Annotated in this window: 18 protein-coding genes; 11 read left to right on the top strand and 7 right to left on the bottom strand. The window is 74.2% G+C overall.

What is annotated here, in order from left to right:
- The first annotated feature begins 6 nt into the window (after window positions 1-6).
- Window positions 7-1,488 carry a hypothetical protein gene (locus tag ADY01_RS04985; protein ID WP_049566079.1) on the top strand — a complete coding sequence of 494 codons (1,482 nt, stop codon included), beginning with the start codon at window positions 7-9 and terminating at the stop codon, window positions 1,486-1,488.
- 83 nt (window positions 1,489-1,571) lie between these two features.
- Here ADY01_RS04985 and ADY01_RS04980 read toward each other — a convergent pair whose 3' ends face one another.
- Window positions 1,572-1,925, bottom strand: a complete 354-nt coding sequence (locus ADY01_RS04980; protein WP_049566074.1) for a HesB/IscA family protein — start codon at window positions 1,923-1,925, stop codon at window positions 1,572-1,574.
- Window positions 1,926-2,164: 239 nt separating this feature from the next.
- Between ADY01_RS04980 and nadA the strand changes: the two genes are divergently transcribed.
- Both nadA and ADY01_RS04970 read left to right on the top strand, forming a co-directional pair.
- A complete protein-coding gene (nadA, locus tag ADY01_RS04975) occupies window positions 2,165-3,352 on the top strand; it encodes a quinolinate synthase NadA (protein WP_049566070.1) in 1,188 nt (395 codons plus the stop codon).
- Window positions 3,353-3,423: 71 nt separating this feature from the next.
- On the top strand, window positions 3,424-4,275 hold the full coding sequence (locus ADY01_RS04970) for a GNAT family N-acetyltransferase (RefSeq protein WP_049566067.1): 852 nt from the start codon (window positions 3,424-3,426) through the stop codon (window positions 4,273-4,275).
- Between the two features lie 31 nt (window positions 4,276-4,306).
- Here the strand turns inward: ADY01_RS04970 and ADY01_RS04965 are convergent, their stop codons facing one another.
- The 4 genes from ADY01_RS04965 to ADY01_RS04950 are packed head-to-tail and all read right to left on the bottom strand — an operon-like array spanning window position 4,307 to window position 7,402.
- A complete protein-coding gene (locus ADY01_RS04965) occupies window positions 4,307-4,981 on the bottom strand; it encodes a response regulator transcription factor (RefSeq protein WP_049566063.1) in 675 nt (224 codons plus the stop codon).
- Window positions 4,978-6,291, bottom strand: coding sequence for a sensor histidine kinase (locus ADY01_RS04960; RefSeq protein ID WP_063784124.1), 1,314 nt, complete (start codon window positions 6,289-6,291; stop codon window positions 4,978-4,980). Before ADY01_RS04960 ends, ADY01_RS04965 begins: the two co-directional genes overlap by 4 nt.
- Before the next feature lie 7 nt (window positions 6,292-6,298).
- Window positions 6,299-6,577 carry a PspA-associated protein PspAA gene (gene pspAA / locus ADY01_RS04955; RefSeq protein WP_049566059.1) on the bottom strand — a complete coding sequence of 93 codons (279 nt, stop codon included), beginning with the start codon at window positions 6,575-6,577 and terminating at the stop codon, window positions 6,299-6,301.
- A gap of 33 nt (window positions 6,578-6,610) precedes the next feature.
- On the bottom strand, window positions 6,611-7,402 hold the full coding sequence (locus ADY01_RS04950) for a PspA/IM30 family protein (protein WP_049566054.1): 792 nt from the start codon (window positions 7,400-7,402) through the stop codon (window positions 6,611-6,613).
- Window positions 7,403-7,661: 259 nt separating this feature from the next.
- Between ADY01_RS04950 and ADY01_RS04945 the strand changes: the two genes are divergently transcribed.
- Window positions 7,662-8,252, top strand: coding sequence for a DUF3043 domain-containing protein (locus tag ADY01_RS04945; RefSeq protein WP_049566050.1), 591 nt, complete (start codon window positions 7,662-7,664; stop codon window positions 8,250-8,252).
- Between the two features lie 91 nt (window positions 8,253-8,343).
- Window positions 8,344-9,372: a S1C family serine protease gene (locus ADY01_RS04940; protein ID WP_049566047.1), complete on the top strand. Its 1,029-nt coding sequence runs from the start codon at window positions 8,344-8,346 to the stop codon at window positions 9,370-9,372.
- A 19-nt stretch (window positions 9,373-9,391) separates the two neighbouring features.
- On the opposite strand, the gene ADY01_RS04935 is transcribed toward ADY01_RS04940, so the two are convergent.
- Window positions 9,392-9,604, bottom strand: a complete 213-nt coding sequence (locus tag ADY01_RS04935) for a hypothetical protein (RefSeq protein ID WP_049566042.1) — start codon at window positions 9,602-9,604, stop codon at window positions 9,392-9,394.
- A gap of 150 nt (window positions 9,605-9,754) precedes the next feature.
- Between ADY01_RS04935 and ADY01_RS04930 the strand changes: the two genes are divergently transcribed.
- Window positions 9,755-10,960: a bifunctional adenosylcobinamide kinase/adenosylcobinamide-phosphate guanylyltransferase gene (locus tag ADY01_RS04930; protein ID WP_049566039.1), complete on the top strand. Its 1,206-nt coding sequence runs from the start codon at window positions 9,755-9,757 to the stop codon at window positions 10,958-10,960.
- Window positions 10,961-10,994: 34 nt separating this feature from the next.
- Window positions 10,995-12,125: a nicotinate-nucleotide--dimethylbenzimidazole phosphoribosyltransferase gene (locus ADY01_RS04925; protein ID WP_049566036.1), complete on the top strand. Its 1,131-nt coding sequence runs from the start codon at window positions 10,995-10,997 to the stop codon at window positions 12,123-12,125.
- A 9-nt stretch (window positions 12,126-12,134) separates the two neighbouring features.
- On the opposite strand, the gene ADY01_RS04920 is transcribed toward ADY01_RS04925, so the two are convergent.
- A complete protein-coding gene (locus ADY01_RS04920; protein WP_049566032.1) occupies window positions 12,135-12,929 on the bottom strand; it encodes a hypothetical protein in 795 nt (264 codons plus the stop codon).
- 34 nt (window positions 12,930-12,963) lie between these two features.
- On the opposite strand from ADY01_RS04920, the gene ADY01_RS04915 reads away from it, so the two are divergent.
- The 4 genes from ADY01_RS04915 to ADY01_RS04900 form a co-directional block, all read left to right on the top strand.
- Window positions 12,964-13,842 carry an adenosylcobinamide-GDP ribazoletransferase gene (locus tag ADY01_RS04915; protein ID WP_078900014.1) on the top strand — a complete coding sequence of 293 codons (879 nt, stop codon included), beginning with the start codon at window positions 12,964-12,966 and terminating at the stop codon, window positions 13,840-13,842.
- Between the two features lie 87 nt (window positions 13,843-13,929).
- Window positions 13,930-15,453, top strand: coding sequence for a leucyl aminopeptidase (locus ADY01_RS04910; RefSeq protein WP_049566152.1), 1,524 nt, complete (start codon window positions 13,930-13,932; stop codon window positions 15,451-15,453).
- Between the two features lie 226 nt (window positions 15,454-15,679).
- Window positions 15,680-17,068 (top strand): dihydrolipoyl dehydrogenase, encoded by a 1,389-nt coding sequence (gene lpdA, locus ADY01_RS04905; protein WP_049566147.1) that lies wholly within the window; start codon window positions 15,680-15,682, stop codon window positions 17,066-17,068.
- Window positions 17,069-17,136: 68 nt separating this feature from the next.
- Window positions 17,137-17,877: biotin/lipoyl-containing protein (locus tag ADY01_RS04900; RefSeq protein ID WP_049566028.1), on the top strand; the 741-nt coding region annotated here is incomplete at its 3' end.

The following is a 17,877-nucleotide window of genomic DNA, read 5'->3' as shown; positions in this document are numbered from 1 at the left end:
GAAGGCGTGGCTGACGAGGAGAACCACGAGAGGACGGAACGGGAGACCGAGCCGGAGTCGCGGTCGGACCGGGCCGGCTGGCCCAAGGTGGTCGCGGTCGCCACGGGCGTCGCGCTGATCGCGGGCGGTCTCTTCGGGGTCCAGCAGCTCTTCGGCGGTCCGCAGAGCGGCGAGGACGGCGCGGGGGACGTCGCCGCGCCCCTACAGCTCGACGAGGAGCCGGCGACCGACTCGGGCCAGGCCACGGACTCGACGAGCGCCACGGCGGGGGCGATGCTCCGCCTCGCTGAGACGCCGGCGGACGCGCCGGAGCGCGCGCCGGTGTACACGCTGGGGACGGTCTCGGAGCAGCGCGTGGCGGAGCTGGCCGCGGCGCTCGGCGTCGACGGCGAGGTCACCGGCAACGGCGCCTCCGGCTGGACGGTGGCGGGCAGCGACCCGGGCGGGGTGTCGGTGACCGTCCAGGAACAGGCCCCGGGCCACTGGTCGTTCATGCGGGGCGCGGTGGCCGACCCGGCCCTGCCGCAGGACGTCCCCCAGGACCTTCCCCAGGAGGGACCCGACGGCTCCGTCAGCGCGCCCGGCATGCCGCCGATGGACGGCTCCCCGCCGCCCTCGGCCGAGGAGGCGCTCCGCGCGGCGGAGCCGCTGCTCGACGCGGTCGGCCTCGGCGAGGTGGAGGCGACGGCGGACCGGACCAGCGGCTCCCAGCGGATCGTGTCCGCGCTCCCCGAGGTGGAGGGGCTGCCGGTGTACGGCATGGCGACCGAGATCCACGTCAACCCCGGCGGCGCGGTGGCCTGGGCCAACGGCGCGCTCGGCACGGGAGCGGAGGCGGGCGAGGAGGCCGAGGTGACCGGCGCGGAGGACGCGGTCGCCGAGTACAACGACCTGATCGGCGCGCGGGAGACGGCGTCCGAGCCCGAACGGGCCGAGGTCACCGCGGAGTTCGGCCTCTCCCTCCAGTACGAGGAGAGCGGCCGGGCGATCCTGGTGCCGTCCTGGCTGTTCAGCGGCACGCTGGAGCCGGACATCCCGTTCACCGCGGGACAGCCCGCCGTGCCGTACACGTACACGACCGCGGACGGCTCCGGCCCCTCGGAGCCCTCCGAGCCCTCCGAGCCCTCCGAGCCCTCCGAGCCGTCGGATCCCGGCGAGGGCGGCGGAGAGGACCCGGCCCAGCCGGGCGGGCCCGCGGAACCGGCCGAGCCCGGTGAGCCGCAGGACCCGGGCTGGACGGTCGAACCGTACGAGCCGACCGACGAGACCCTGACGCTCCACTTCTGGGGCGGCGTGTGCGAGGAGTACACCGCGACGGCGGAGGAGACGGACACGGAGATCACGGTGTCCCTGCACCCCGGGGAATCGGACGACGACCGGGCCTGCATCGCGATCGCGGAGAGGCAGACCACGGAGGTCGAGCTGGACGCGCCGGTGGGCGAGAAGCGGCTGATGTCCGACCGGGGCACGGAACTCCCCACCCGCTGACCCACCCCACACGCGGAACGCCCGCCCGCCCCCGGCGAGGGGCGGGCGGGCGCAGGAAACCGTGGGTCAGTGGTAACCGTGGGTCAGTTGAAGGAGTCGCCGCAGGCACAGGAGCCGGTGGCGTTCGGGTTGTCGATCGTGAAGCCCTGCTTCTCGATCGTGTCCACGAAGTCGATCGAGGCCCCGCCCAGGTAGGGCGCGCTCATCCGGTCGGTGACGACCCTGACCCCGTCGAAGTCCTTCACGACATCGCCGTCCAGCGACCGCTCGTCGAAGAAGAGCTGGTATCGCAGACCCGAGCATCCGCCGGGCTGGACCGCCACGCGAAGCGCGAGGTCGTCACGCCCCTCCTGCTCGAGCAGGCTCCTGACCTTCGCCACGGCCGTGTCGGAAACGATGATGCCGTCGCTGACAGCGGTCTCTTCCGTTACGGACATCTGCGTATCTCCCGGGTAGTACGGAATGCTCTGGTCGAGTGCGCCAACAGACGGCGGCGCCGGAGTATTCCCGCCGCGGCACGTCCTTCGCTCCTTTCTCCCATGCTCGCACACCTCCCGCGACGACGGAATGCGTCATAGTGACGCGATGCACGTCGTCAAACTGACGCGAAGGAGTTATGATCCATTGCGTCATTACGACGAAAAGCCGTCGGAACACAAGAGAAAGGGTGCGTGCCGTGAACAGCGCCCAAGCCCTGGACGTCACCCCGACCCCCCTCGCTCTCCTGCTCCTCGGGCGCGAGTCCGACCCGGCGAGCGAGCGGGGCGTCGACTGCCCCGGCGACCTGCCCTCGCCCTCCGACCCGGATCTGGTGGAGCGCGCCCGCGCCGCCAAGGCGGCGCTCGGGGACCGCCTCTTCGTGCTCGGCCACCACTACCAGCGCGACGAGGTGATCCAGTTCGCCGACGTGACCGGCGACTCGTTCAAGCTGGCCAGGGACGCCGCCGCGCGCCCCGAGGCCGAGTTCATCGTCTTCTGCGGCGTCCACTTCATGGCCGAGTCCGCCGACATCCTCACCGGCGACGACCAGCGGGTCATCCTCCCCGACCTGGCCGCCGGCTGCTCGATGGCGGACATGGCCAGCGCCGAGCAGGTCGCCGAGGCGTGGGACGTGCTCACCGACGCCGGAGTGGCGAACGTCACCGTCCCGGTCACCTACATGAACTCCTCCGCCGACATCAAGGCGTTCACCGGGCGCCACGGCGGCACGGTCTGCACCTCCTCCAACGCCAGGCGCGCCCTGGAGTGGGCGTTCGGCCAGGCGGGCGAGGACGGCAAGGTGCTCTTCCTGCCCGACCAGCACCTGGGCCGCAACACCGCCGTCCGGGAGCTCGGCATGACCCTGGAGGACTGCGTCGTCTACAACCCGCACCGGCCGGGCGGCGGCCTGACCCCCGACCAGCTGCGCCGGGCGCGGATGATCCTGTGGCGGGGCCACTGCTCGGTGCACGGGCGGTTCTCGCTGGACTCGGTCGCGGAGGTCCGCGCCCGGATCCCCGGGGTCAACGTGCTGGTGCACCCCGAGTGCACGCACGAGGTCGTCGCCGCCGCGGACCAGGTCGGCTCGACCGAGCACATCATCTCCACCCTGGACGCCGCCCCGGCCGGGTCGACGTGGGCCGTGGGCACGGAGCTGAACCTCGTCCGCCGGCTCGCGGCCCGGTACGCGGACCAGGGCAAGGAGATCGTCTTCCTGGACCGGACCGTCTGCTTCTGCTCCACCATGAACCGCATCGACCTGCCGCACCTGGTCTGGTCGCTGGAGTCGCTGGCCGCGGGCAAGGTCGTCAACCGCATCCAGGTGGACCCGGTCACCGAACACGACGCCCGGCTCGCCCTGGACCGCATGCTCGCGCTGCCGTGACGGGCGGGCCCCACACCGGCCCGGGGCGGTGAGGTGGCCAGGTCCGGGGGCGCCGCGTCACGATGAGGGGCATGATGCTGCGCCGGGTCAGGGACAGCCGCGCGGACGCCGAGGCCGTCCACTCCGTGGCCGTCGGCGCGGACGCCGGCGGCTCCTGGAGCGAACGGCGGACGGCCGCGTTCCGGCGCAGGGTCAGGTACCTGGCCGCCACCGACCCGGACGGCTGCTGGCTCGCGGAGGACGAGGCCGGGGAGCCGGTCGGGGCCGCGCTGGCCGCCCGGCGCGAGGGCCTGTGGGTGCTGTCGCTGCTCGCGGTGGCGCCGCCGGCGCGGGGCAAGGGCGTGGGAACCGAGCTGATGCGCCGGGCGATGGCCTACGGCCGCGGCACCCTGCGGGGGATGATCTGCGCCACGCCCCACTCGGCCGCCGCCCGCGTCTACCGGGCGGCCGGGTTCGGCGTGCACCCCTCCATGCGCCTGGCGGGAACGGTCGACGCGGCCCGGCTCACCGTCCCCGACGGCCCGGCGATCGAGGGCGGCCCCGCCCACCGCGATCTGATGGACTCCGTCGACCGCAGGCTGCGCGGCAGCGCCCACGGCCCCGACCACGGGGAGCTGCTGCTGCACTGCCGGGTGGTGGTGGCGGACGACCTTGCTGGCAGCGGCTACTGCTACCTGGACGACGAGGGGTCCGTCGAACTGCTCGCGGCCACCTCGCGGCGGATCGCGGTCAGGCTGCTGACCTCGGCGCTGCTGAGCCTGCCCCCCGGATCGGACGCCACCGTCCGGCACCTGACCGCCGAGCAGGACTGGGCCCTGGACGTGGGCTTCGCGGCCGGTCTCGACCTGGCGCCGGACGGCTATGTGTGCCTGCGCGGGATGCGCCCCCCGGCGCCCTACCTGCCCTCGCCGCGCTTCCTGTAGCAGGGCGCCCGCGGCCCCGCGGGCTCCCGGGTCAGCCGGCGCGCGGGCGGACCAGGCCCGTCTCGTAGGCGAGCACCACCAGCTGGGCGCGGTCGCGGGCGGAGAGCTTGGTCAGCAGCCGGTTGATGTGGGTCTTGACGGTCAGCGGGCTGACGGTCAGCCGCTCCCCGATCTGGTCGTTGGACAGGCCGCCGGCCACCTCCACCAGCACCTCGCGCTCCCTGGCGGTGAGCACGTCGAGCGCCGAGGAGTCGAACGCGGCCCCGTCCCGTTCCTCCTGGTGGGCCAGGAACCGCGCGATCAGCCCCCGGGTCGCCGACGGCGAGAGCAGCGCCTCGCCCGCCGCGGCCAGCCGGATGGCGTTGAGCAGGTCGCCCGGCTCCGCGCCCTTGCCCAGGAAGCCGGAGGCTCCCGCGCGCAGCGCCTCCACCACGTAGTCGTCGGACTCGAAGGTGGTCAGGATCACCACCTTGACGCCGTCGAGCGAGGGGTCGGCGACGATCTCCCTGGTCGCGGCCAGGCCGTCCATGCCGGGCATCCTGATGTCCATCAGCACCACGTCCACGGCGGTGGCGCGGACGACGTCCAGCGCCTCGGCGCCGTCGGACGCCTCGCCCGTGACGGTCATCGCCGGATCGGAGTCCACGAGCACCCGGAACGCGCTGCGCAGCAGCGCCTGGTCGTCCACCAGCACCACCCGGATCACGCGCACCGCCCGCCCAGGGCGCGCCTGCGGGAGCGGGCCGTCTCGACCACCTCCGCGGGGCGCTGGGCCTGGAGCGGCAGCGAGACCCGCACGCGGAACCCGCCCCCGGGGGTGGGACCGGCCTCGCAGGTGCCGCCGAGTGCGGTGGCGCGCTCGCGCATGCCGGTCAGCCCGTGACCGCTGCCGGCGGCCTGCCCCTCGCCGCCGCGGTCGCCCGCGCCGTCGCCGTCGTCGTCCACGGTGATGTCCAGCGCCGCGTCGGCCACGCTGCCCCGGCGAACGATGCGGACGCGGGCGGCGGCCCCGACTCCCGCGTGCTTGTGCACGTTGGTCAGGGCCTCCTGGACCACCCGGTAGGCGGCCAGGTCCACGGCGGAGGGCAGCGGTCCCCCGGCGGCCGGCGCCTCCACGGTCACGGACATCCCGGCCCGGGTGAAGCCCTCCACCAGCTCGTCCAGCACCTCAAGGCCCCGGGTCGGCTCGGTGGGCGCGACCGGCTCGTCCTCCTGGCGCAGCAGCCCGACGGTGGTCTGGAGCTCCCCCAGCGCGTGGCGGCTGGCCTCCCTGATGTGGGCCAGCGCCTCCTTGGCCTGGTCGGGGCGCGTGTCCATGACGTGCGACGCGACGCCGGCCTGGACGTTGACCAGGGCGATGTGGTGGGCGACGACGTCGTGCAGTTCGCGGGCGATCCGCATCCGCTCGTCGGCCACGCGCCGCAGGGCCTCCTCCTCGCGGGTGCGTTCGGCGCGCTCGGCCCGTTCCCTGATGGCGTCCACCACGGCGCGACGGCTGCGCACCACCTCGCCCGAGACGGTGGCCAGGGCGATCCAGGCGAAGACGCCCAGGTTCTCCGGGCCGTACCAGGGCTGGGTGCTCAGCAGCATGGTCGCCGGCATGAACACGGCGGCGCTCGTCCAGCCGACCCACCACGTGGTGGAACGGTCGGTCCCCGCGGCGACCGTGAACAGCGCCACGACGACCGTGATCACGATGGAGGCGTGCCGGTCGGCGGGCTGGTGGGAGACGTGGCCCAGCGCCATCTCCACCAGGGCCACGAGGCCGGCGGCGACGAGCACCTGCATGGGGAACCTGCGGCGCAGCACCAGGACGGCGCAGGCGAGGGCGGTCAGCGCGACGGTGTGGGCCGGCAGGTCCCTCTCGCCGAAGCCGGAGCCGCCGTCCGGTGGGTGGGAGACCGTGACCGAGACGCAGATCGTGACGCAGAAGGCGGCGGTGGCTATGAGGGCGTCGAACGCCAGGGGGTGGTCACGGAGCCAGGGAAGGGCGCGGGCCCAGCGCGAGGGGGTCACGGCGCCGTCAGTCCGGGATCAGGCCGTCCTCGGTGAGCATGGCGCGCACCTCGGGAATGGACGCGTCGGGGGCGGGGAGGATCAGCTCCGAGGGTTCGAGTGAATCGTCGGGCAGGGCGGAGCCCATGGTCCTGACGGCGTCCAGGAGAGCGGCGAGTGTGCGGCGGAATCCCTCGCTGTCGCCCGAGTCGAGCTCCGTCATCAGCTCGTCGTCGAGCTGGTTGAGGGCGGGAAAGTGGCTGTCGTCCAGCCGGACCTGTCCCTCCCCCATGATCCGCACGATCACGATGCCCTCCAGGCCGTCACGGCTTGCCGCTGGTCACTGCTTGTCGAACTTGGGGGATTCCTGTCGCTGCTCCTGCTCGCCCTGCTGGGTTCCGGTGCCGCCGCCCTCGATGGCCTGCCGGCCCGAGGAGCTGCCGCCCGCGAGCTCGGCCTTCATCCGCTCCAGCTCGAACTCTACGTCCGCGTTGCCCGAAATGCGGTCGAGCTCGGCGGTCAGGTCGTCCTTGGAGGCGCCGGTCGGGTCGTCCAGGGCCCCGGAGGCCAGGAGCTCGTCGATCGCGCCGGCGCGGGCCTGGAGCTGCGCCGTCTTGTCCTCGGCGCGCTGGATCGCCATGCCGACGTCGCCCATCTCCTCGGAGATGCCGGAGAACGCCTCGCCGATCCTGGTCTGCGCCTGGGCGGCCGTGTACGTGGCCTTGATCGTCTCCTTGCGGGTGCGGAACGCGTCCACCTTCGCCTGGAGCCGCTGCGCCGCCAGCGTCAGCTTGGTCTCCTCGGACTGGAGCGTCTCGTGCTGCTGCTGGAGGTCGGAGACCTGCTGCTGGAGGGAGGCGCGGCGGGTCAGCGCCTCGCGGGCGAGGTCCTCGCGGCCGAGGGCGAGGGCCTTCTTGCCCTGGTCCTCCAGGCGGGTGGACTGGCCGTTGAGCTGGTTCAGCTGGAGTTCGAGCCGCTTGCGCGAGGTGGCGACGTCCGCGACGCCGCGCCGCACCTTCTGGAGGAGTTCGAGCTGCTTCTGGTACGAGTAGTCCAGCGTCTCCCGCGGGTCCTCCGCCCGGTCGAGGGCCTTGTTGGCTTTCGCGCGGAAGATCATCCCCATCCGCTTCATGACACCGCTCATGGGTCTCGCGCGCCCCCTTCATGACGGACTCGAACCTCGGGCCAATGTGCTGCTGATCCTCTACCTACCCTACGGGGCCCCTATCCATTAGCGCATCGCTCGGCGCCGAATGGCTCCTCCCGGAGGACGATCAACGGGCTCCGCCCCTCCCGCCTGAGGAGTACGGGCCGCCCGGGGAACGGGACGTTGCACGATCGTTTTCGCACGGCCGGAAAGGGGCACCGCGGGAAGACCGTAGGCTGGGGGGGTGTTCCGTAGCCGTTCGAAAGACGATGCCGCCGCCGCGCCCCTCGACGAGGAGCCCAAGGCGCGCGACCCGCAGGCGCCGAAGGGGCGCCCCACGCCGAAGCGCAGTGAGGCGGAGGCGCTGCGGCGTGCCGTGTCCAAGCCCGCGACGAACCGCAAGGAAGCGTCGAAGCGGGCCCGGGAGGCCAGGCGGTCCGCGATGACCAAGCAGCGCGAGGCGCTGCTGTCCGGGGACGAGCGGCACCTGCCGGTCCGCGACCGGGGCCCCGTCCGCCGCTTCACCCGGGACTTCGTGGACGCCAAGTTCCATGTGGCGGAGTTCTTCCTGCCCATCGCGGTGCTGATCCTGGTGATGAGCATGCTGCCCTCGCCCCAGATGCGGAACGTCGCGCTGCTGATGTGGCTCGTGGTGATCGTGATGATCGTCCTCGACTCGGTGCTGCTGACCCGGCGCCTGAAGAAGCGGCTGCGGGCGCGCTTCCCCGACGAGAGCCTCCGCGGCACCTCGGCCTACGCCCTGATGCGCACCATGCAGATGCGGCGCATGCGCCTGCCGCGGGCCCAGGTCAAGCGGGGCGAAGACCCCCGCTGAGGCGGGGCGTCCCCTCCCGGCCGGCGCGTTCGCCGGAACGGCCCAGCGGGGGCTACCGGGGGGGCGGGGGCGCTGAGGTCACAATGCGGCTATGGACCGCAGTCTCGCCCCCGGTGCCGTTCTCGTGTCCGCCGCCCTGCTCGTCGCGGGGTCCGGGTGCACCTCGGGGGGGTCGGCCGCCGGGGAGGACGCGCCGATGCCCACCGTCAGCGACGATCTCGAACAGACCTATGAGCACGTGGTCAACGACGTGCTGCCGTCCGTCGTGCAGATCACGACGGACGACGGTCTCGGCTCGGGGATCGTCTACGACGACGAGGGGCACATCGTCACCAACGCCCATGTCGTCGGCCGGGGCGAGCGGTTCGACGTGCTGGTCGCCACCGGGCAGCGGGCGGTGCGGGCGAACCTGGTGGCCTCCTACCCGGAGCAGGACCTCGCCGTCATCAAGCTGACCGACCCTCCCGACCGGCTGCGCCCCGCGACGTTCGGCGACTCGTCCAAGGTGACCATCGGGCAGATCGTGCTCGCCATGGGGAATCCGCTCGGCCTCTCCTCCAGCGTCACCCAGGGCATCGTCTCGGCGGTGGGCCGGTCGGTCAGCGAGGGAGAGGGGCAGGCGACGCTCGGGGACATGGTGCAGACCTCGGCGGCCATCAACCCCGGCAACAGCGGCGGCGCCCTGGTCAACCTGTCGGGTCATGTGATCGGCATCCCCACGCTCGCCGCCCGCGACCCGGGGCTCGGGGGTGGGCAGGCGCCGGGGATCGGGTTCGCCATCCCGGCCTCGACCGTGACGTTCCTCGCCGAGCAGCTGATCGAGCACGGCCAGGTCGTCGACTCCGGGCGGGCGGCGCTCGGCGTCACGGTGCGGACGGTGCTCGGCGACGGGTTCGAGCCCGCGGGCGCGGCCATCGTGGAGGTCACGGAGGACGGGCCCGCCGACCGCGCCGGGCTGCGCGCCGGGGACGTGGTGGTACGGGTCGGCTCGGAGCCGGTCACCGACGTGGTCTCGCTCTCCGAGGCGCTGGCCGCCCACGAGCCGGGCGACGACGTGAAGGTGACCTACGAACGTGACGGGGACCGCAGGAGCGCGCGGGTCGAACTCGGAGAGGCGTGAAGCGTGCGGCGGGGGGCCCTCAGCTCTCGGCCGCGGCGTGCAGACTCATCGGGCCGTAGATCTTGTTGCCGTCCTCCAGGAGCGTCACCTGATCCACCCCCTCGGTCAGCAGCTCGGCCCAGATCTCCCCGATCCAGGATTCGGCGTCGCCCTGGGTCCCGAAGTCGCCCGGGGCCTGCGTCGGCTCGGTCGTCGTGCCGTCCGCCTTCTCGAACCGCCACTCCCACGCCATGCGAAGCCTCCGCTTCCTGCCGACTGTTCCTGCCCGACTGACTGATGGCCCGACTGCCTGATCGCAGACTAAATCACGGCCACCGCTCCCCGCGCACCACCGCGCGCACGACCGGGCGCGACCGGGGAGCGGGCAGGAGAGGATCGCGGGGTGTACGTCACTCTGCTCGGTACCGGCGCCCCGGCCGGACTTCCCCGCCCCGGCTGCCCCTGCGCGGCGTGCGCCCGCGCGCTGGTCGATGAAGTGCGCACCGCCACAGCGCTGTTGTGCGACGGCGTGCTTCTACTCGATCTCACTCCGGGGCTCGCGCTGTCGGCCGCCCGCGCGGGGCAGTCACTGCACGGCGTGCGGCAGGTGCTGTTGAGCCACCCTCACGACGGGCCCGCCGTGGAGATCCCCGCGGAACTGCCCGCCCCCGTGCGGCTGCCGGACGGCCGCGAACTCACGCTGCTGAGCGGGCACCGGGTGCGGGGGCTCGCGGTGGACGCGCCCGGCACGGGCTACGCGGTGACGGGCCCGGACGGCGGCCGGATCCTGTACCTGCCGCCGGGGGCCGCGCCGGCCGGGTCGGTGGAGGGGCCGCCGTACGACCTGTGCCTGCTGGACGTGGCGGGGCGGCCCGACGCGCTGGCCCGGCTGCGCGCCACCGGCGCCGCCTCGCTGACCAGCGACGTGGTCGCCGTTCACCTGGACCACGACGTGCAGCCGGGGGCCGAGCTGCGCCGGAGGCTGGCGGCGGCGGGGGCGCGCGCCGAACGGGACGGCGCGACGCTGACGGTGGGCGACCTGCGGGAGGTCCCCGACGTGCCCCGGCGCACGCTGGTGCTGGGCGGCGCGCGGTCCGGGAAGTCGACGGAGGCGGAACGGAGGCTGGCGGCGTTCCCCGAGGTGGTCTATGTGGCCACCGGCGGTCGGCGGGAGGGCGACGCGGAGTGGGCGGAGCGGGTCGCGGACCACCGCGCGCGGCGCCCGCCGGGCTGGACCACGGTGGAGACCTGCGACCTGGTGCCGCTGCTGGCCGAGGAGGAGGGGCCGCCGCTGCTGATCGACTGTCTGGCGCTGTGGCTGACCGACGCGTTGGACGCCGTGGGTGCCTGGGACGAGGAGCGGTGGGCGCGGAAGGGCGCCCAGGCGCTCGGGGAGCGCACGACGGCCCTGTGCGCGGCGCTGCGGGCCACGCGGCGCACGGTGGTGCTGGTGAGCAACGAGGCGGGCTCGGGCGTGGTCCCCGCGACCGCGGCCGGGCGGCGGTTCCGCGACGAACTCGGCCGTCTGAACGCCGCGGTGGCCGCCGAGTGCGAACATGTGCTGCTGGCCGTCGCGGGGACCGTCCTGCCGCTGCGGGAGCAGCCGTGAGAGGCGTGCGGAGGGGCGCGGTAGTCTCGTGCGCATGAGTGACGGCGGTCTCAATCTCGACGACTTCGGGGACCTCATCGAGCGCCCGAGTATCCGGGTTCGGCGTAAGGCCGAGGAGCGGCGGACGCGAACGGGCCTGCCTCCCAAGGCGCTTGGCCGCCTGGACGACCTCGGCGTCTGGCTGGCCGCCGCGCAGGGCCGGGTGCCGGTCGCGCCGGTGCAGCGTCCGCGGGCCGTGCTCTTCGCGGGCGACCACGGGGTGGCCGAGCTCGGCGTCTCCGCCCGCCCCGCGGGGAGCGCCGCCACGCTGGTGCGCGCCGTGCTCGACGGGGCGAGCCCGGCCGCCGTGCTGGCCCGCCAGGCCGGGGTGCCGCTGCGCGTGGCCGACCTCTCGCTCGACTGCCCGCGTGAGGAGCTGCCGGAGGAGGTCACCCGGCACCGGGTGCGCCGCGGCTCGGGTCGCCTGGACATCGAGGACGCGCTCACCGCCGAGGAGGCGGTGCGGGCCTTCGGCGCCGGCATGGCCATCGCGGACGAGGAGGCCGACGCGGGCACCGACCTGCTGGTGCTGGGCGACATCTCGGTCGGCGGCACGACGGCCGCCGGCGTGCTGATCGCCGCCATGTGCGGCACCGACGCCTCGGTGGTGACCGGGCGCGGCGGCGCCCGCATCGACGACCTCGCCTGGATGCGCAAGTGCGCGGCCATCCGCGACGGGCTGCGCCGGGCCAGGCCGGCGCTCGGCGACCAGCTCCAGCTGGCCGCCGCGGTCGGCGGCGCCGACCTGACGGCCATGACCGGCTTCCTCCTCCAGTGCGCGGTGCGGCGCACGCCCGTGCTGCTCGACGGCGTGGTCTCGGCCGCGTGCGCCCTGGTCGGCCAGCGGATCGCGTTCCGCGCGCCCGACTGGTGGCTGACCGGCCAGGCGAGCGGCGAGCCGGGGCAGGCCAAGGCCCTGGACCGGATGGCGAGCGAGCCCCTGCTCGATCACGGGATCACGGTGGGCGAGGGCGCGGGCGGCCTGCTCGCGCTGCCCCTCGTCCGCGCGGCCGCCGCCCTGGCGGCGGAGCTTCCCGAGCGGCCGGAGCGCAAGCCGAGCCCCGCGGCCCCCGAGGCGACGGCGGACGAGAGCGGGCGCGCGGACGCGATCGCCGAGGCCACCTGACCCGGTGGGTCAGCGGCGCCTCTCGCCCTCGTCGCCCTTGTCGCCACCGCCGTTCCCGCCCGCGCCGTCCTGTTCCGGGATGCCGCCGAGGACCTGGTCGGCCCAGCGGCGGGGGCGGCCCCAGCGGGCGTCGTGGCGTCGGGTCCTGCGCTCGGACCGCGCCCGCAGGCGCGGGTGGCGCCGGTAGAGGCGCTTGGCCCACAGGGAGTCGGGGCGGGCCAGGCGCAGGGCGCCGACCACGGCGAACGGCGGCACCAGCATGCCGAGCACCGCGACCCGCAGCTTCCCTTTGAGCAGGCAGACCAGCACCAGCAGCACGTTCAGCAGGAACGCGACGACCAGGCCGCCGCGGTTCAGGCGCTCCCCCGGGGTCAGGTCGTTCACGCCCAGCGGCACCAGGCCCGTCAGCAGGATCCCGACCAGCGAGGTCGTCAGGACCACGATCTCGACGCTCTTGCGGCCCAGCTCGGTCCAGTAGACGTCCTGCAGGTAGAGGATCAGCGCGAACTCGTCGAGCACGAGACCCGCGCCGATGCCGAACACCACCGCCGTCGCCGCGGCGTGCCACCCGTCGCCGCCCGAGGCGACCCCGCCGAAGCCGCCGACGCACATGAGCAGCACCCCGGGGACGACGTGGTGGATGTGCTGCCCGCCCGAGGAGATGTCGTGGAACGGCCCGCGCCCGGCGCGGATCAGCCGCGTGATGCAGCGGACCACCGCGAAGGTGATGACGAACGCGGCCAGCGCCAGCAGCAGCGGCAGCTTCCCGGGCTCGATGATGTTGCGATCCCACCAGTCCTCCATGGGACCCCAGGGTCTGGCGCTACCCTGCCCGACGATGAACGCCACGCCGCCCCCGCCGCCGCCTCCCCTCCCAGCGGACCCGCCGGACCCCCCCGACCCGCCGGACCCGCCGGGGTCCGGCCGCGCCTCGGCCGCCGACGGGCTGCGGTTCGCGTTCTCCGCGCTCACCGTGCTGCCCGTGGCGGGCCCCCGCTGGGACCGGGCCACCGCGCGCGCCGGGATGCTGTGCGCGCCGGCGGCCGGGCTCGCGGTCGGCCTCGCGGGGGGCGCGGTCGCCTGGACGCTGCCGCTCCTGGAGGCCGGGCCCCTGCTGACCGCCGTTCTCGCCGTCGCGGTGATGGCCGCGGCCACCCGCGCGCTGCATCTGGACGGGCTCGCGGATGTCGCGGACGGGCTCGGCAGCGGGCGCCCGGCCGACGAGGCGCTGCGGGTGATGAAACGGTCCGACATCGGCCCGTTCGGCGTGGTGGTCCTGGTGCTGACCCTGCTCGCGCAGGTCGCCGCGGTCGCCGAGCTGAGCGCGCACGGGCACGGGTGGGCGTTCGCCGCCGTGGCGCTGGCGGGCCTTGTCTCGCGCGCCGCGCTGACCTGGGCCTGCCGCGCGGGGATCCCGGCGGCGCGGGCCGAGGGGATGGGCGCCGCCGTGGCCGGGGCCGTTCCCCCGCGGTGGGCCGCGGCCGTGGCCGCAGCGGCGGCCGGGGCGGGCACGGGGGTGGGGGCGCTGGCCGGGGACCCGCGCGGCGCGGGCGCGGTGACCGGACTCGCCGCCGTGGTCCTGGCGCTGACGGCGGCCGAACTGCTGCTGGCGCACTGCGTGCGGCGGTTCGGCGGCATCACCGGGGACGTGCTGGGCGCGGTCGCCGAGGTGACGGCCACGGCCACGCTGCTGGTCCTGACCGTCGGCGCGGGGTGAGTGCGGCGCGGCGTAGTCTGCTGCCGGATTGCCGGTGAGCCGCACAGCCCTACGTTGAACGTCGAGAACAGAACGGAACTCTTCACCGTGACAGCACTGACTCTCAGCAACCTCCCCGCGACCACGGTGCCCGCGGACGCCGTGGTGATCGGCGTCGCCAAGGGCGAGTCCGGGCCGCTGCTCGCCCCGGGCTCCTCCGCGGCGGAGGCCGTTGACGCGTCGTTCGGCGGAGCGCTGGCCGACACCCTGGCCACCCTCGGCGCCAAGGGCGGCGAGGACGAGATCACCCGCGTGCCCGCCCCCTCGGGCTGGGCCGTTCCGCTGCTGGTCGCGGTCGGGCTCGGGGCCGTCCCCGAGGACGGGTACGGCGCGGAGGCGCTGCGCCGGGCGGCCGGTGCGGTGGCGGCGGCGCTGGCCGGCGCCGACCACGCCTCGTTCGCACTGCCGGTGGCCGGGGCCGAGGAGGTCGCGGCCGTTGCGGAGGGGGCGCTGCTGGGCGCGTACGCGTTCACCGCCTTCCGCAGCCGCGGGAACGGGAGTCCGAGCGGCGAGCCGCTGGCCAGGATCACGCTGCTGGACGCGGACGCGGGCGACGAGCGGCACGCCGCGGCGGCGGAGCGGGCGCTGGTGCTGGCCCAGGAGGTGGCCAGGGCCAGGGACCTGATCAACACCCCGCCCAACGCGCTCTCCCCCGCCGACTTCGCGGCGGTCGTGGAGGAGGCGGCCCCCGAGTACGGGCTGACCTCGGAGGTCCTGGACGGCGCGGCGCTGGCCGAGGGCGGCTACGGCGGCATCATGGGCGTCGGGCAGGGCTCGGCGACGCCGCCGCGGCTGGTGCGCGTGGCGTACACGCACCCGGACGCGACCACGACGCTGGCGCTGGTCGGCAAGGGCATCACCTACGACTCGGGCGGCCTCTCCCTCAAGCCGGTCGGCCACAACGAGACGATGAAGTGCGACATGAGCGGCGCCGCCGCCGTGCTGTCCACCGTGGTCGCCGCCGCCAGGCTGGACCTGAAGGTGAACGTCACGGGCTGGCTGGCCCTCGCCGAGAACATGCCGTCCGGCTCGGCCGTCCGCCCCGGCGACGTGCTGACGATGTACAGCGGCAAGACCGTCGAGGTGCTGAACACCGACGCCGAGGGCCGCCTGGTGATGGCCGACGCGATCGCGCGGGCCTGTGAGGAGTCGCCCGACGCGCTGGTGGACGTGGCGACGCTGACGGGCGCGATGGTCGTGGCGCTCGGCAAGCGCACGTTCGGCCTGATGGGCAACGACGACGCGTTCCGCGGGCTGGTGCACGAGACGGCGGGGCAGGCGGGCGAGCAGTCCTGGCCGCTGCCGATGCCCGCGGACCTGGCCGAGGGCCTGAAGTCGCCGGTGGCCGACGTGGCGAACGTCGGGGACCGGATGGGCGGCGGTCTCTCCGCCGGGCTGTTCCTCCAGGAGTTCGTGGCGGACGGGACGCCCTGGGTGCACATGGACATCGCGGGCCCCGCGTTCCACGAGGGCGCGCCCTACGGCTACACCCCCAAGGGCGGCACCGGTTCCGGCATCAGGACGCTGGTCCGGCTGGCCGAGCGGGTGGCGGACGGCGACCTGGAGGACTGAGGGAGGACCGGGCGAGTCGGTGCGCGGGCCGGGCGAGTCAGTGCGCGGGCCAAGCCCCGGAGAACCGCCCGTCCCGGACACCGTGCGAAGATGGGTTTCCGGCAGGACAGGGCCAGGCTCAACCACCCAGACGAGCCACACACGCCGCGTGACCAGCGGCGCATACCCGACCGTCGGCCGGTCACCGTCGACCGGCCCGGCGAACCCATCCATGGAGGAACGTGACGTGGCGAACGACGCCAGCACCGTTTTCGACCTAGTGATCCTCGGTGGCGGCAGCGGCGGTTACGCCGCGGCCCTGCGAGCCTCGCAGCTGGGCCTGGACGTCGCCCTGATCGAGAAGAACAAGCTGGGCGGCACCTGTCTGCACAACGGCTGTATCCCCACGAAGGCCCTGCTGCACGCGGGGGAGATCGCGGACGCGGCGCGCGACGGCTCCGAGTTCGGCGTGCGCAGCACCTTCGACGGGATCGACATCGCGGGGGTCCACGCGTACAAGGACGGAGTGGTCTCCGGCCTGTACAAGGGGCTTCAGGGCCTGGTGGCCTCCCGCAAGATCACCTATGTGGAGGGCGAGGGACGGCTCTCCTCCCCGACGTCCGTCGACGTCGGCGGCACGCGCTACACCGGCCGTCACATAGTGCTCGCGACCGGCTCGGTGCCCCGGTCGCTGCCGGGCCTGACCATCGACGGCGACCGGATCATCTCCTCCGACCACGCCCTGGTCCTGGACCGGGTGCCGAAGTCCGCGATCGTGCTGGGCGGCGGCGTCATCGGCGTCGAGTTCGCCTCGGTCTGGAAGTCCTTCGGCGCCGAGGTGACCATCGTCGAGGGCCTGCCGCACCTGGTGCCGGCCGAGGACGAGAACAGCTCGAAGCTGCTGGAGCGCGCCTTCCGCAAGCGCGGCATCGGCTTCTCCCTCGGCTCGTTCTTCAAGGGCGCCGAGTACACGGACGACGGGGTGCGGGTCACCCTGGCCAACGGCAAGACGTTCGAGGCGGAGCTGCTGCTCGTCGCCATCGGCCGCGGCCCGGTCTCCGGGGGCCTGGGGTACGAGGAGGCCGGGGTCGCGACGGACCGCGGCTTCGTGCTGGTGGACGAGTTCTGCCGGACCAACGTGCCGACGATCTCGGCCGTCGGCGACCTCGTCCCGACCCTCCAGCTCGCGCACGTCGGCTTCGCCGAGGGCATCCTCGTCGCGGAGCGGCTGGCGGGGCTCTCGCCGGTGCCGATCGACTACGACGGCGTGCCCCGGGTCACCTACTGCCACCCCGAGGTCGCCTCGGTCGGTGTCTCCGAGGCGCGCGCCAAGGAGCTGTACGGCGCCGACCAGGTGGTCACCCTGAAGTACAACCTCGCGGGGAACGGCAAGAGCAAGATCCTGAAGACGGCCGGCGAGATCAAACTGGTCCGCGTCAGGGACGGAGCCGTCGTCGGTATCCACATGGTCGGGGACCGGGTCGGCGAGCAGGTCGGCGAGGCCCAGCTCATCTACAACTGGGAGGCGCTGCCCGCCGAGGTGGCCCAGCTGATCCACGCCCACCCCACGCAGAACGAGGCGCTCGGCGAGGCCCATCTGGCCCTGGCCGGCAAACCGCTGCACTCCCACGACTGACCCTGGCCGCGTTGTCCCAGAGCGCGCAGTAACGATGTGACACTTTCTCGTAAGGAGCAACAGAAACCATGGCGGTTTCCGTAACCCTTCCGGCGCTCGGCGAGAGCGTGACCGAGGGCACCGTCACCCGCTGGCTGAAGGCCGAAGGTGAGCATGTGGAGGCGGACGAGCCTCTGCTCGAAGTCTCCACCGACAAGGTCGACACCGAGATCCCCGCGCCCGCCGCCGGAGTCCTGTCGTCCATCAGGGTCGCCGAGGACGAGACCGTCGAGGTCGGCGCCGAACTGGCGATCATCGAGGAGGGCTCGGGCGGGCAGGCTGCCGCTCCGGCGCCCGCCGCCGAGTCCGCGCCGGAGCCCGAGCCGGCGCCCCAGCAGGCGCCCGCGCCGGAGCCCGAGCCGGAGCCTCAGCAGGCGCCCGCACCCGCGGCGCAGCAGGAGGCACCCGCGCCCTCGGGCGGCGGGGCCGAGGGCACCGACGTGGTGCTCCCGGCGCTGGGCGAGTCGGTCACCGAGGGCACCGTCACCCGCTGGCTGAAGGCGGTCGGCGAGGAGGTGGACGCCGACGAGCCGCTGCTCGAGGTCTCCACCGACAAGGTCGACACCGAGATCCCCGCGCCGGTCGCCGGCACCCTGCTGGAGATCACGGTCGGCGAGGACGAGACGGCCGAGGTCGGCGCCAAGCTCGGCGTCATCGGCGCCGCGGGTGCCGCGCCCGCGGCCCCGCAGCCGGCGGCGCCGGCGCAGCCCGAGCCCAAGGCCGCCCCGGCGCCCGAGCCCAAGGCCGCGCCCGCCCCCGCGCCTCAGCAG

It is taken from the genome of Streptomyces sp. SBT349 (assembly GCF_001083795.1).
GTDB lineage: Bacteria > Actinomycetota > Actinomycetes > Streptomycetales > Streptomycetaceae > Streptomyces.
This window is presented reverse-complemented; position numbering and strand designations above follow the sequence as displayed.

Coding starts and splice junctions, on each gene's coding strand:
- ADY01_RS04980 (WP_049566074.1), bottom strand. CDS start 1,925: ATGTCCGTAACGGAAGAGACCGCTGTCAGCGACGGCATCATCGTTTCC.
- ADY01_RS04970 (WP_049566067.1), top strand. CDS start 3,424: ATGATGCTGCGCCGGGTCAGGGACAGCCGCGCGGACGCCGAGGCCGTC.
- ADY01_RS04950 (WP_049566054.1), bottom strand. CDS start 7,402: ATGAAGCGGATGGGGATGATCTTCCGCGCGAAAGCCAACAAGGCCCTC.
- ADY01_RS04940 (WP_049566047.1), top strand. CDS start 8,344: ATGGACCGCAGTCTCGCCCCCGGTGCCGTTCTCGTGTCCGCCGCCCTG.
- ADY01_RS04935 (WP_049566042.1), bottom strand. CDS start 9,604: ATGGCGTGGGAGTGGCGGTTCGAGAAGGCGGACGGCACGACGACCGAG.
- ADY01_RS04925 (WP_049566036.1), top strand. CDS start 10,995: ATGAGTGACGGCGGTCTCAATCTCGACGACTTCGGGGACCTCATCGAG.
- ADY01_RS04920 (WP_049566032.1), bottom strand. CDS start 12,929: ATGGAGGACTGGTGGGATCGCAACATCATCGAGCCCGGGAAGCTGCCG.
- ADY01_RS04915 (WP_078900014.1), top strand. CDS start 12,964: ATGAACGCCACGCCGCCCCCGCCGCCGCCTCCCCTCCCAGCGGACCCG.